We start from the raw sequence: 13,723 nt of genomic DNA on the forward strand, positions 1-13,723 counted from the left end.
CTACAGTGTTTTTATATTTTTAAGTCCATAAGTACGATAGCAGTACCCGAACTTCAGGAGGATAAAGATGTCTAGACAATTTGTGACGGAAGCCGTCATGATGGCGATTTACGGCCAGCTTCTCATATCGAGCAGCCCTGTAGAATATATAGTGCCTTATACGACCGTGATGGAATTATACGAACTGCGGGACAGTGATGATCCGTTAATGAACCGTCCAGATGATGACAAGCATGTTAAACTCAAGATTGGTGAGCTCATTGCCTATTTTGAAGAGCCACTTAATGCTAAAAAAATCAACCGCTGTCTGGCCGTTCCTTGGGCAAAAAGCTCTGGTATTCTACTAGGCGGACAATCAAAGATTACCATCATTAACAGCATGGATACCGCTGTCTACGGCGAAACGTTCGATCCTATCGAAACGGAGCTTCTATTGTCCTCACAACGTGAGAAGGTGCCTATTCTTACAGATCAATTCGAGCTGATTCAACGCATTATTGAAGGTGGAGTCCCTGTTCAAGTATACGACATTGACGATTTCGATTTTGCTATGGAGGAAGAAACGTTTCGCAATTCGCACTGATTATATCAACACTAGAAAAAGCCCTGCCTTTTGGCAAGGGCTTTTCACATTAGTAAAAAAAACAAAATTAAGACATTTAAACCTGTACTCCGCCAGGCACCGATTTGGCTTCATACTTATATTCAATGTCATCGTCTGCCTCAGAATACACAATAGTTAAGCCGTAACCTTCCATATACCATAAGTCCTGCTCTTCCATGTAGAACACAATACCGTCTTGTTCAACTTGTATTGCCGGACGTCCTGGTGCCTCCGTCCCGATACCCAGTGAGAAACCAGGGTGAAGTCCACCTCCCGAGCTATAGCGGGGAAATAAACGAATATAGTCTCCATTCTTAAGATCCAGTTCTCTTTTAAACCAAGCTGCCGCTGCTTGACTAATTTCCATGTTCATCTCTCTCAGCTCCTTTGTATAGTCTAATCATACTGAAAATGAATCGATATTCAAATACCTTTATACAATTAATGTTTTCCCAAGCTCCTCAAAAATTAGTTTGACAACTTTGCGAACCGAGTGATAAACTCTGAACATAACTAACGGTCTACTAGTTATTACCAAAAGTTATTATTAAATCAATGAAAGGGGTGAGCGCGGTGTTTACGAAGTTACAGCCATATCAAATAACTATTGTTGGAATTTCCAATCAACCGAATACCGAAGCAGCCCAAGTGGTGAAACCATCCTGAAGTTCCCTGCGAGTGTAATTGATCGTATAACTTTAGTTCTTGAAGGTCTCTCACATGCCTGGTGCTGTATAGCACCGTGCGCATGATAGCTGTAAATTACAGGCATATCGTCCGTTTTCGGATGATATGCCTTTTTTTGTCGGTTGTCATCTTTGAAGGACGACAACGTCGTTTTTTCTTGGCTGTCGAGATAACCACTTGCGCTTTTTTCCAACATCACAGCTAGTACTTTAACTCGAAAGGAAGGGATTTACTTGTTCTCCGTTCTCCGTAATCTCGGCTGGTTCTTTCGCCGAGAAAAAAGGCGTTACCTGATTGGCCTTATCTTACTTATTGGTGTAGGTGTTCTTGAATTATTCCCCCCACGTCTGCTAGGCAATGCCATTGACGACATAGTACGCGGTTCTATTACTACAGCATCGTTAGCCAAGTATATCGGTATGATCCTCATTTTGCTGCTAGTCATTTATTGGATTACCTACATATGGATGCACAAATTATTCGGAGGCTCCAACCTCGTAGAGCGCCTGCTGCGCTCGAGATTTATGAATCATTTGATGACCATGACCCCGTCGTTTTTCGAACGCAATAGAACCGGCGACCTGATGGCTCGGGCAACCAATGATATCAGAGCTGTCTCAGCTACCGTTGGATTCGGGATGCTCACCCTGGTGGATTCTACAATTTACCTCACTGTCGTACTATTCGCAATGGGTTTTCTTGTCAGCTGGAAGCTGACACTTGCAGCAGTCTTACCATTACCACTAATTGCAATAGCTATGATTTTTTATGGTAAAGCGATCCATGATCGTTACAGCTTAGCACAAGATGCGTTCGGAGATATGAATGATCAGGTTCTCGAGTCTGTATCAGGTGTGCGAGTTATCCGTGCTTATGTACAAGAAAGACTTGATGAGAAGAGATTCTCAGATATTACAGAAGATGTATACAACAAGAACATGGCCGTCGCCCGTGTCGATGCCTTCTTCGAACCGACGATTCGGTTCTGCGTAGGGCTCAGCTACATTATCGGTCTTACCTATGGGATATATCTTGTGTTCCGTAATCAGATCACCCTAGGGGATCTTGTCTCCTTTAATATGTACCTCGGAATGATCGTTTGGCCGATGTTCGCTATTGGAGAGCTTATTAACATCATGCAACGTGGTGGTGCTTCTCTCGAACGTATTGATGAGACGCTAAACTCCAAAGCGGATGTTCAAAGTGCGGCCAATCCGGTTCAAGTTGCTAATCCTACCCGAATTGAACTTAACGATGTGACCTTCCGTTATCCCTCATCGACGATTGACAATCTAAGCAATGTCAGTCTGACCTTAAACCAAGGGCAAACACTAGGTGTAGTCGGTCGTACGGGAAGCGGTAAATCAACCCTCCTCAAACAGCTGCTTCGTGAATATCCGACAGGTAATGGTGAAATTCTCATCTCTGGAGTTCCGATTCAACAGATTTCATTGGATCAGCTACACAGTTGGATGGGTTATGTTCCTCAAGAACAGATCCTGTTCTCCAAATCAGTACGTCAGAATATTCAATTTGGTCTAGACAACGCGGATGACGATACGATCATGAAAGCTATCACAGCTGCCGCCTTCCAAAATGACTTAGGAACATTATCCGATGGTTTAGATACGTTGGTTGGTGAACGTGGAGTATCCTTATCCGGTGGACAAAAACAACGTGTATCCTTATCCAGAGCCTTTATCGCAAATCCAGATGTACTGATTCTGGACGATGCCTTATCCGCTGTTGATGCTCGTACTGAAGCTCAGATCATTGAGAATATTCGCCAAGAGCGTGCGGGAAAGACTACATTGATCTCTACGCACCGCCTCTCTGCTGTTCAACATGCTGACATGATCGTCGTACTTGATAACGGACATATCGTTGAACGTGGTACGCATCAAGAGCTGCTGGATATGAATGGCTGGTACCGCGAGCAGTATGACCGGCAGCAAGTAGAGAATAATTTATCGAATGATTAAATGACATACTAGCTATGACTAAGCAAAACTTTTAGGAGGTGTCACCGTTGACAAAGAGTACAGGCAAACGCCTGCTTGAATACGCATTGACCGCAAAAAAAACCTTTATCGCAGCCCTTCTACTCCTCTCCATCGGGGTAGCGGCTGAACTGGCAGGTCCATTTATTGCCAAAAGCATGATTGACAATCATATGTTGGCCATCGAAAAGCCTTATTTTAGTACTGCATCACCTGATGAGGCAGTTCAGTATAACAACGCTTATTACAAACGCGGAGACCGATTTGAACCCGGGGAAGCTAAGGGTCAAGAAATTCGCATTCTTCAATCGGGACGAAGTTTCTACTTTATCAATGAAGCCGTAACACAGTCCGATGGTGAGAGAAAGTTCAGTAATGGTGAAATGCATATCACGCGCGGCCAGGACGAAGTCATCTATCCTGCGGTTAAACTTTCAGCGGATGAACTGTTTGATTTTTACAAACCTGAGCTCCCTGGTATTTATCAGCTGGTCGGTTTGTACGCTATCTTCCTGGTCATCTCGATCTTTGCCGAATTCGGTAAAACCTATTGGCTGCAATCTTCGGCGAATCAGGTAATCCGAAAACTACGAACAGATGTGTATGCGCATATCCAGCGACTTCCGGTTTACTTTTTTGACAACTTGCCAGCAGGTAAGGTAGTGTCACGTGTAACTAATGATACTGAGGCGATAAAGGATCTATTTATTGCCGTTCTCTCTAATTTCAGCACTGGTATTATTAATATTACTGGTGTATACATCGCCTTGTTCTTGCTCGATGTTCGGCTAGGTCTGATCAGCTTGTTCATCATCCCGATTCTTATTCTTTGGATCGTGCTCTACCGTAAAATCGCTACAAAATACAATACGATCATCCGCTCACGTCTGAGTGAGATCAACGCTATCATTAATGAATCTATTCAAGGAATGTCCATTGTTCGTATATTCCGCCGTCAGAAGCAGCTTGGTGAAGAATTTGAGCATCTGAACGATGACTACTTGAAATATCAGAATAAAATGCTGAATCTGAATGCCTTCACCTCCCACAACCTGGTGAACTCTCTACGCAGTCTCTCTTTTGTGATGGTGCTTTGGTATTTCGGACATGGCAGTATTACGGGTTCTACATTTGTATCTTTAGGTGTTCTATACGCCTTCGTCGATGTGCTTGGACGTTTGTTCCAACCGATTACAGGTATGGTGAATCAGCTTGCAAATCTCGACACTTCTATGGTGTCTGCGGGTCGTGTGTTTACTCTTATGGATGAGCCTGGGGAGAATGTTACCGATGGTTCCATGCCGCGCTATAAAGGAAAAGTGGAGTTTAAGAACGTCTCTTTTGCTTATAAAAAAGACTTCGTCCTTCGCGATATTTCCTTTGAAGCACGCCCAGGCGAAACTGTTGCTCTAGTAGGTCACACCGGTTCCGGAAAAAGCTCGATCATCAACTTATTATTCCGGTTCTATGATCCACAGAAAGGTGAAATCACGATTGATGGCCAGAAGGTTACAGATATTCCGAAGCAATGGCTACGCAATCACATGGGGATTGTTCTTCAAGACCCTTACCTCTTCACTGGCACTATTGCTTCCAATGTCAGCCTGGGGGATGAACGAATCTCACGCGAACGGGTTGAACGGGCTTTACGGGAAGTCGGAGCAGATAAATTGCTGGCCCACCTTCCTCAAGGTTTTGATGAACCGGTTATTGAAAAAGGGAGCACCCTTTCTGCAGGTCAGCGGCAATTGATTTCGTTTGCCAGAGCGCTCTCCTTCGACCCAGCTATTCTGATTCTTGATGAAGCTACCTCCAATATCGACACGGAGACAGAAAGCGTCATTCAAGATGCATTAGAAGTCCTCAAAAAAGGACGCACCACATTCATCATCGCACACCGTCTTTCCACGATACGCAGTGCAGATCAGATTCTTGTTCTGCATCATGGTGAGATTGTAGAGCGCGGTAGCCACGATGAGCTGATGGCACTCGGCGGTAGATACTTCCGGATGTACCAGCTACAAGTAGGTGCTGGTTCTAACAGCATAGACAATAACAATGGTGCACCCTCCCGACCTTCGTTAGGCAGCTTGCAACCATCGTTAGAGAAGATGTAATCGATCCCCTGAGTCACATCCTGTGATTCAGGGTTTTTCTATACTTGATATTAGAACGTTTGTTCTGTAAAATGAAAAATAATACATATAGGTGAAGGAGGCATTTGATGCGTACATACACTATAACTAAGAAGCAAGCTCGACTTTTTCTCCTGGCTCACCAAAAGTTAACTAGGAGCGCTCTACCTGCAGGTAAACTTAGTATTTATGATTATGTTCGTCACGTAGGCTGTATCCAATATGATCCACTTAACATCGCAGGCCATAACCATGAGCTTGTCCTCCAAGCACGAGTTCCCGGTTTCACACCTGAGCAAGCCCAAGAGCTACTGTATCAAGACCGACTTCTAATAGATGGCTGGGACAAGAACATGTCCATTTATTGTACAGAGGACTGGCCTTATTTTAAACGCAGAAGAGAGGCATCAGCCACACACCATCGGGCCAATGAGCCAGTAATGGCTACAGTAGAACAGGTTCGTGGAGAGCTATTAAAGCGCGGCCCCCTCTCCTCTCTGGATCTAGATGGTAAGGATAAGGTGGATTGGGCTTGGGCTCCGGCTAGATTAACCCGGGCCGCTTTGGAAAGTATGTACTTTTGGGGGGAAGTAGTCGTTCATCATCGTGTTCATACCCGTCGGTATTACGATTTCACTGAACGCCTGCTTCCTCATAATCTTTTAAACACTGAAGACCCTAACCCCACTGATGAACAATTTCATGATTGGTATGTGCTACGTAGAATAGGTAGCATCGGACTGTTATGGAATAAATCTGGCGATGGATGGCTTGGAATTTCTGGTCTAAAGAGCAAGGAACGTACTGAAGCGATTCAAAGACTGTTAATGGCAGACAGTCTCAGAGAAGTTCTAGTGGAGGGTATTAAGCTTCCACTCTACATCCGTAGCATGGACGCTCTAACTTTAGAAGCTGTAATACAGCAGGAGTCTGAAGATGCTGAAAGTCATTCAAGTTATTCGTTTGCGGCTGTCTTAGCTCCACTCGATAACTTGATATGGGATCGAGAGCTGATCCGACAATTATTTGGATTTCATTACCGCTGGGAAGTCTATAAGCCACCCTTGGAACGGGAGTATGGTTATTATGTACTGCCTATATTATATAATGATCGTTTTATTGCGAGATTTGAACCGGTGATGGATAAGAAGAGCCAAACATTGAACATTATGAATTGGTGGTGGGAACCCGGTGAACACCTAACGCCAGAGATGCTTCCGGCATTAGGCGAAGCTCTATCTGCACTGTCACGCTGCGTTAGAGCTTCTAAGATTCATTTTAGACCGGAGGTTGTAGAGGAGTGCGGATTAGAAGGGTTATTAGTGCAAAGTTTCCTCTTCTAACCCCAGTTTCGTGAACATTTCTGTACAATAGCCTTGTAATTTGATCTCTAGCCTTCTTGCTTTATTTTTGAATCGTTTTAACTCCTCAATCATTTTCGCCCTTCCAGCGGGGGTGAACGTTTCTTGTATCCGTTCCTTGAAATAATCATGAACGATATGGTTACGCTGCTTCCACACTTCTTCTAGCTGAGCGGTTTCTTGCTCTGAGAAAGGAAAGTGATGCTGAATTTCTTTGATGAGTTGACCGAGAGAATTGCTGAGTTTTCGCTGATACAAATCAGTCAGATCTGCTTCAGTGGGCGTCTTCCCTTGTGATAATTTGGTGAGCAATAACAAATTGGTCAACTGCTGTTCTAGAGCTTGACCATAATAAACTGCTAGTCCAAAATACGCAAATAACTCCTTGGATTGTTCACTCTCTGGTACTTGTGTATGCTTCATCTTTCCCCTCCACTTCTGTTCGGCCTGCCAGAGCTATAATAAACTGATATCATCCAGGTGAATCGGAGAAGTTTATGTTCGCTTCATATCTACTGTTAATTCTCCAGTTCCCTACATATTTCCTCTTCTAGAAACGAAATTTAATCTAGCCTTGTGCTAAAAAGAAAAACAGACCATGCTGTACATCCACAGCAATGGTCTGGTCATTTGCTTATTATATAGTTAGGTTGGGTATACAACCTTACGCGTATACTTCAACCGCATCGCTAATCAAACGGCATGCCTCAGCACATCTACGGCAGGCATCAATACATTCCTGACAATGTGTATGTATATGCTTGCTGCTTTCATCTGCACAGGCTTCACAAATTTCGGCACACAGACGGAGAATTCCGGCTACAAACGGACTTTGGCGAGTCATCGCTTGTACGGCATATGAACAAATATCCGCACATTCACGATCTAGCCGCATGCTTTCACGCAGAGAAGCAAGATCATATTCTTTTAGGCTTGAGACATAGCTATAATTACAGGCATTCATACTTTCTAAACAAGCGTCAATGCACTCCTGATATTGAATTCGGGTCATAGCCTTAAACCTCCTGTATTTTTATAGGGTATGCGATACTATTAACCTACAAGATTAGGAATGAACCATTACAACTTCTGACAAGGAGATCTGATTATAGACTTCTCTTAACTGTACTAGGACGAACGAAGGTACGTCCCTCCATCTCCAGTAATCTAGTGCGCAGTTCATTTGATGAGAAATGTTCGCCGATAAATACGGCAACGTCAGGCACTTCGCCTTGTGGTGTGATTTTCATAAAATCAGCTTCACGATAGGCATATTGGAAAAGAAACCGGCTGGAGGTGTCATTAAAGGTCACAATACCTTTAGCTCTATAAACATCACGTGGCAATTCCTTAACGAACTGTTCGAATTCTTCACTGTTTACTGGACGTTTAAAATAATGTGTGTACGCCATCACATGATCGTGGCTAGTATGTGTGCCACCAGTAGTGTGTTCATCTTCATCATGCATGAAGCTTTCGCTCGCGTCCTTAACCTCTTCCAGCTGTTTATCCGTAAGAACTCCACCTGCATCACGCAGCAGTTCCTCCGGTTCCACCTCACAACGCACAGTTGGCAGAATGGGTGCATAAGCGTTCCATTTCCGCAGTACAGCGTTAACCTCCTCCGCCTCTTCAGCGGTTACACGGTCAACTTTATTCAATAGCAAGACAGAAGCGCAGCGAATCTGCTCCTGCATCAAACGATAAGTTGCCCCCTGTTGTGCGCGATACAGTTCAAGAAGATGCGCGGCGTCAACGACGGTGATCAAGCTTTTCAGTTCTACTTTTTGATACAACGAAATCTCGGTTACGCCATCCACAATTTCCAGCGGATTGGCAGCGCCTGTTGCCTCGATCACTACGACATCCGGAGTCTCTTTCTTGATCAGTGTTGCGAGTTCTGTACTAAGATCACTTCGGATAGAACAGCATATGCATCCACCAAGTAGTTCTGCCATAGGGACAGTTTGCTCAACTAGCAATCCATCTAAATTCACTTCACCCAGCTCATTCATCACGACTGCTGGGCGTAAACCCTGATTTTTCCAATGATCTAGTAGGCGCTGCAGCAGTGTTGTTTTGCCGCTCCCCAGAAATCCTGACAATATATACACAGGTACGACCTGTTCCATGTTTCATCGCTCCCCAGCAAATTACAGTTATGTGTAGCGAGTGTACTACATGCGCGCGAAGCACGCAAGCGGCACCCCAAATTCCTGCTGAATTTTGTGAGTACAAGTAAGCTTGTCTTTACTTCTGCCATACCCTATCATGATAACATCTCTAATCTAGGAGTTGAGCCATTTGTCATCTGTTGAAGAACATCGGAAAGAAGCGCCTCAAACCGTTTCCTGCTATATCATTACTGTCTCGGACACCAGAACTATTGAAACAGATACCGGAGGAGCTTTGATTAAATCTATGCTCGAAAAAGCCGGGTATGAAGTGATAGGCAGCACCATTACGAAAGATAATTATCAGGATATTCGTGAGCTATTGTATAAATGTGTTGACCACGCCGGAATAGAAGCTGTACTCCTGACAGGTGGAACAGGGATTTCTCCACGGGATACGACGTATGAAGCTGTTGCCTCTTTGCTAGATAAAACATTACCCGGCTTCGGTGAAATTTTTCGGATGCTAAGCTTCACAGAGGACATCGGTTCGGCAGCTATTCTTAGTCGAGCCATTGCAGGCACCATGGGAAAGACCGCTATCTTTTCTATGCCTGGCTCTACTGGAGCCGTAAAACTGGCTATGGAACGGTTAATTATCCCGGAACTTCGCCATGTTATGCGTGAAATTTACAAGCGTTAAGCAAATACCCATTTTTAAATACAATAGACAAACAACCAAGCAGGCTTTTGTTCTGTGCGTATAATACGGTAAGTCCACACACAAAAGGAGCTGAAGGAAATGTCTGAATGTCCAAAATGCCCGGCCCAAACGGTTACTGACCCACCTAAAGTGGTTTATCAAGATCACTTCCACCCACAAGTAGTAAATGTGATTCATCCAGTTGAAATCGTAAGACGTCACCACTGTGTACCCGTACCTCGCCATTGCTACACTTATTCTGTTAAAGATGTATTTGTGGATAACTCCATGATGCCTAGAGGCGGAAGATAACTTTACTTCACAACACTATTAAAGGTCCCCTATATGTGAGAGACAGACCCGTGCAAAATGCATTGGGTCTTCTCTCGCTTTTTTCTGTAGAAAACATTTGACTGCTTGTGTATTATTCTATTTTCATAGATTCGCTGCTCTGTGTATTTAGATTATAATCCCAGAGGCTGTCGGACCCAGTTGACATTATTCGCTAGTTTTCAGCCTTTTTAGAAGAGTTTCGGACTTCAGAGTCCCTATTTCTTCGAAAAGGGCTCTTTTTTGTTGTTTTTCATGCTAATAGCTGCACTGGAGTCCGTTAACATTTGAAATGTGTGAAAAAGCTGCGTTTAAGATCAACTGTGTCCGATTTTGACTTTTCACGCGTAAATATCCCTTCATAAGTCGTAGTTTAGTGAATAACCTCCATTTTTATATGATCAAGGGATCTGTGGATTAAATGTTTTCAACCGTTCAAACTCATATATCTTCCGCAGATAGTAGGGTTCCTTCTCATTCTCTCTTTCAAACACACCCATGTATCCAACCTCATTAAAAAAAAACGTATTCCAATGTAACCCGCTGATCTGGGCGGTTAGATTGCCAATAATAATGTAATTCTAACGGAGCCTCATACCATAACCAATCTAAATCCTTAATTGCTACATCTCTATGCTGGAGAACCCATATACTGAAGGCTACATGAGGATCCTCTACAGGTATTTCTGACTTTGGATTATTATCTTTTAATTGATTTGCTGACGTCCGAAGTACATCGTTAATATCTGATTCGACGGAAAATTGTGAAACGGATTTAATCTGATTAAATTGCTCAGTATATTTATTAGCCTTCGTTAGCTCATGGATTTCATTCAAACTAATCTTAGGACCATAGAAAATAACACAGACACTAATCAACCCAAAAATAAGTGCTTTTGAAAAAAGAAACTGCTTCTTTTTTTTCATAACAATCAATCCAATGATAAAACCCACAGGAATCAGTAACCCAAAGAAATTGACGTAGAACTCACAAAGTAAAAAAGCCCCAATAATTAACGCCCAATCCTTTAATCTCAATGTTTTTCGCTGATCCCAATAGGACACTAGTAAAGAAACAATAAAACAAATCCAAAAGATCCAGCTCATTAAAATCAGTCCTCCTCTCTCCTACATTCTCCATATAATACCACATCCAAGGTGGCACCAAGAGGACTCCCAGCATGTCTTACAACTCCAAATGATTACTCAGCCCTTAAAAAAGAATCTGGATAATTGGCTACAAATTGAATCATGACATCAGAGATCTCCCATCTAAAGAAGGACGCTTTGTGAATTCTGTTCATAAGCATTCCGATCTTCCGAACCCTTGAACCCCCCTGAATCTCCTGTACAGCATCCACATACGAAGTATTAGCGATAATTTTGACGTATTTAATGTCAATGACAAATCTGTTCTATAAAGTTAAATAAAAAATAACCCGACAGACTAGTCTGCCGGGTTATGAATCATTATATTTTACAAATCAGGATGCTCATGTTTCGCTTTCAGACGATTCCAGCGACGTTCCACTTCTGCCTCGAAGCTGCGTAAAGCCGGCTCATTCTCAGGCTTCAGTAAATGACGGGTTTTGCCCATTGTCTTCAACCAAGCGGAGAGCTCAACGCGTTTGCCCTTATCCTCTGGATTGTACGTAATATTCGTAGAACCATGCTCCACTTCATATAGAGGGAAGAAGCAAGATTCAACAGCCAGCGAAACGATGTTGGTACCCTCTTTATCCTCAGACATCCAGTTCAGTGGGCATGCGATCAGGATTTTACCGTACACAAGTCCTTCGTTCTGAGCGTACCATTGTGCTTTTGCCGCTTTCTTCACAAGATCCTGCGGGTAAGCTTCGGAACCTGTGAAGACATATGGAATGTTAGTAGCTGCCATGATTTGCGCAGTATCCTTATGCTGTGTAACTTTACCTTGCTGATTCTTACCAATGCTTGATGTAGATGTACGGTGACCCAGTGGTGTGGAATAGGACTGCTGTGCACCTGTGTTCATGTAACCTTCGTTATCGTACTCTACGATAATCATTTTGTGACCGCGTAGTGCAGCTCCAATTGCAGGTCCCATTCCGATGTCCATACCACCATCACCAGTTACCATTACAAATGTGAAGTCGTCTTGAAGCCCAAGTCCGTCCAATTCACCACGGCGTTTGCGTTCCCAGAACATTTCTACGACACCGGATAAGGTAGCTGCACCATTTTGGAACAGGTTATGAATAAACGTAGATTTATGAGAAGAATATGGATAGCCCGTAGTTGTTACCATCGCACAACCCGTGTGATAAAGCGCTACGATATCCCCTTCAATGCCTTTGAAGAACGTCTCCAGTCCTGAGAAAATTCCACAGCCTGGACAAGCGCCATGACCTGGTGCAAGCCGTTTAGGTTTCTTCGTCAAGCTGCGCAGTGGGGGTATCCGCACACTTAGTTTCCCTGTTGCTTCATCCTGTTTAACCGTAATTAATCCTGTCTTCAGCGAATCAAAGTCCATCGGCTTCAATAAACGCTCTGGCGCTTTGTCCGGTGCACCTGGATTGTGACCATAGTAGTCAAATGGAACATCAACACGGTCTGCAGCAACGGCGTCCAAAGCTAATTGGAAGAATGCATGACCATCTTCTGCGTAGAAGTCCTTACCGCCCAACCCGTAAATACGGCTAATTACCTTTGTAGTAGTGTTACCATAGGTGAACAAGGCTGCCTTGATCTCATTTACCATATTACCGCCGTGACCACCAACCGAATCTGCACGGTCGCCTACAGTGATTGCCTTAACATTCTTCAGTACTTCAGCCATTTGCTTCTGCGGGAAAGGACGAATCATATTCGGCGAAATTGCACCTGCTTTGATCCCTTGCAAACGAAGCTGATCTACAACATCTTTAATGATCTCTGACGCAGAGTTCATCAAGAATACGGCTACTTCCGCATCTTCCATCCGATACTCTTCGATCATTGGATAGTGGCGTCCAGTCATTTCAGCGAATTCCTTAGCAATTTCTTCGAAGACTTCACCCGCATTATACATCGCTACCGACTGCTGATAACGGTTGTTGATATAATCAGGTTCGTTCATGTAAGGACCTACGGTAACTGGATTATTGCGGTCTAGTGTATCTGTGAAGCCTACCGGTGGTTGTGGGCCAACGAATTTATGAACATCCTCACGGTGAGTAAATGCCTGTACGCGACGTTTCTGGTGAGAAGTAAAATACCCATCTGATGCTACCATTACTGGAAGACGCACTTTTGCGTGCTCAGCAAGCTTAAGTGCCATCAGATTCATATCATAAACGGATTGTGGATCACGGCACATCAGAATCGGCCAGCCCGTATTAAGCGCAAAATACAAATCAGAATGGTCACCATGAATATTAAGCGGACCGGAAATCGAGCGGCAGATCAAATTCATTACCATAGGCATCCGTGTACCAGCTTGTACCGGCAATTGCTCTAGCATGAACATATAACCTTGAGCACTGGTAGCATTAAATACACGTCCACCAGCCGTCGAAGCTCCATAACAGATTCCTGCAGAACTGTGTTCGCCATCTGATGGAATAAGCATAATATCATGCTGACCGTTCGCTTTCATGGTATCAAGAAATTGAGCGACTTCTGTCGATGGGGAGATCGGAAAATAACCCATGACGTGATAATTTATTTGATGGGCAGCATAAGCCGCCATTTCATTACCGGATTCATATAGGAATTTCTGCTCTACCTTCGTTGAGCCTACTTCTTTTTCATAATCAATAGCCACGTGTA

Annotated in this window: 12 protein-coding genes; 6 read left to right on the forward strand and 6 right to left on the reverse strand. The window is 43.7% G+C overall.

All coding sequences use genetic code 11. The annotated features are described in order from the left end of the window. The first annotated feature begins 67 nt into the window (after positions 1-67). Positions 68-583 carry a hypothetical protein gene (locus H70737_RS16670; protein ID WP_042128412.1) on the forward strand — a complete coding sequence of 172 codons (516 nt, stop codon included), beginning with the start codon at positions 68-70 and terminating at the stop codon, positions 581-583. A gap of 76 nt (positions 584-659) precedes the next feature. Here H70737_RS16670 and H70737_RS16675 read toward each other — a convergent pair whose 3' ends face one another. Beyond that, complete coding sequence (locus tag H70737_RS16675; RefSeq protein WP_042188934.1) at positions 660-977, reverse strand: HesB/YadR/YfhF family protein; 318 nt, start codon at positions 975-977, stop codon at positions 660-662. Positions 978-1,524: 547 nt separating this feature from the next. Between H70737_RS16675 and H70737_RS16680 the strand changes: the two genes are divergently transcribed. The 3 genes from H70737_RS16680 to H70737_RS16690 all read left to right on the forward strand — a co-directional run bounded on the left by H70737_RS16680 (position 1,525) and on the right by H70737_RS16690 (position 6,769). After that, entirely contained in the window at positions 1,525-3,273 is a 1,749-nt protein-coding gene (locus tag H70737_RS16680; protein ID WP_042188935.1) for an ABC transporter ATP-binding protein, read from the forward strand. Positions 3,274-3,320: 47 nt separating this feature from the next. Then, positions 3,321-5,408, forward strand: a complete 2,088-nt coding sequence (locus tag H70737_RS16685; RefSeq protein WP_042188937.1) for an ABC transporter ATP-binding protein — start codon at positions 3,321-3,323, stop codon at positions 5,406-5,408. A 107-nt stretch (positions 5,409-5,515) separates the two neighbouring features. Continuing rightward, a complete protein-coding gene (locus tag H70737_RS16690) occupies positions 5,516-6,769 on the forward strand; it encodes a winged helix-turn-helix domain-containing protein (RefSeq protein ID WP_042188939.1) in 1,254 nt (417 codons plus the stop codon). Here H70737_RS16690 and H70737_RS16695 read toward each other — a convergent pair. From H70737_RS16695 to H70737_RS16705, 3 genes are all read right to left on the reverse strand, one after another. Beyond that, positions 6,746-7,210: a hypothetical protein gene (locus H70737_RS16695; RefSeq protein ID WP_042188942.1), complete on the reverse strand. Its 465-nt coding sequence runs from the start codon at positions 7,208-7,210 to the stop codon at positions 6,746-6,748. The genes H70737_RS16690 and H70737_RS16695 overlap by 24 nt on opposite strands. Positions 7,211-7,451: 241 nt before the next feature. Further along, entirely contained in the window at positions 7,452-7,799 is a 348-nt protein-coding gene (locus H70737_RS16700; RefSeq protein WP_042128424.1) for a four-helix bundle copper-binding protein, read from the reverse strand. Positions 7,800-7,893: 94 nt separating this feature from the next. Continuing rightward, the gene (locus tag H70737_RS16705) at positions 7,894-8,919 is read right to left on the reverse strand and encodes a CobW family GTP-binding protein (RefSeq protein WP_042188944.1); all 1,026 of its coding nucleotides are present in this window, start codon (positions 8,917-8,919) and stop codon (positions 7,894-7,896) included. Positions 8,920-9,091: 172 nt separating this feature from the next. Between H70737_RS16705 and H70737_RS16710 the strand changes: the two genes are divergently transcribed. Then, positions 9,092-9,604 (forward strand): MogA/MoaB family molybdenum cofactor biosynthesis protein, encoded by a 513-nt coding sequence (locus H70737_RS16710; protein ID WP_197071213.1) that lies wholly within the window; start codon positions 9,092-9,094, stop codon positions 9,602-9,604. 99 nt (positions 9,605-9,703) lie between these two features. Continuing rightward, the gene (locus H70737_RS30410; protein WP_081951146.1) at positions 9,704-9,916 is read left to right on the forward strand and encodes a hypothetical protein; all 213 of its coding nucleotides are present in this window, start codon (positions 9,704-9,706) and stop codon (positions 9,914-9,916) included. 531 nt (positions 9,917-10,447) lie between these two features. Here the strand turns inward: H70737_RS30410 and H70737_RS16715 are convergent. Both H70737_RS16715 and H70737_RS16720 read right to left on the reverse strand, forming a co-directional pair. Beyond that, the gene (locus H70737_RS16715; protein WP_042188946.1) at positions 10,448-11,041 is read right to left on the reverse strand and encodes a hypothetical protein; all 594 of its coding nucleotides are present in this window, start codon (positions 11,039-11,041) and stop codon (positions 10,448-10,450) included. A gap of 370 nt (positions 11,042-11,411) precedes the next feature. After that, positions 11,412-13,718, reverse strand: a complete 2,307-nt coding sequence (locus H70737_RS16720) for a thiamine pyrophosphate-dependent enzyme (RefSeq protein WP_042188947.1) — start codon at positions 13,716-13,718, stop codon at positions 11,412-11,414. Between the last annotated feature and the right edge of the window lie 5 nt (positions 13,719-13,723).

Source organism: Paenibacillus sp. FSL H7-0737 (genome assembly GCF_000758545.1).
Classification (GTDB): Bacteria; Bacillota; Bacilli; order Paenibacillales; family Paenibacillaceae; genus Paenibacillus_AQ.

Bases quoted from the DNA above. Each gene is read 5' to 3' on its own strand.
- H70737_RS16670 (WP_042128412.1), top strand. From the start codon at position 68: ATGTCTAGACAATTTGTGACGGAAGCCGTCATGATGGCGATTTACGGC.
- H70737_RS16675 (WP_042188934.1), bottom strand. From the start codon at position 977: ATGAACATGGAAATTAGTCAAGCAGCGGCAGCTTGGTTTAAAAGAGAA.
- H70737_RS16690 (WP_042188939.1), top strand. From the start codon at position 5,516: ATGCGTACATACACTATAACTAAGAAGCAAGCTCGACTTTTTCTCCTG.
- H70737_RS16695 (WP_042188942.1), bottom strand. From the start codon at position 7,210: ATGAAGCATACACAAGTACCAGAGAGTGAACAATCCAAGGAGTTATTT.
- H70737_RS16700 (WP_042128424.1), bottom strand. From the start codon at position 7,799: ATGACCCGAATTCAATATCAGGAGTGCATTGACGCTTGTTTAGAAAGT.
- H70737_RS16705 (WP_042188944.1), bottom strand. From the start codon at position 8,919: ATGGAACAGGTCGTACCTGTGTATATATTGTCAGGATTTCTGGGGAGC.
- H70737_RS30410 (WP_081951146.1), top strand. From the start codon at position 9,704: ATGTCTGAATGTCCAAAATGCCCGGCCCAAACGGTTACTGACCCACCT.
- H70737_RS16715 (WP_042188946.1), bottom strand. From the start codon at position 11,041: ATGAGCTGGATCTTTTGGATTTGTTTTATTGTTTCTTTACTAGTGTCC.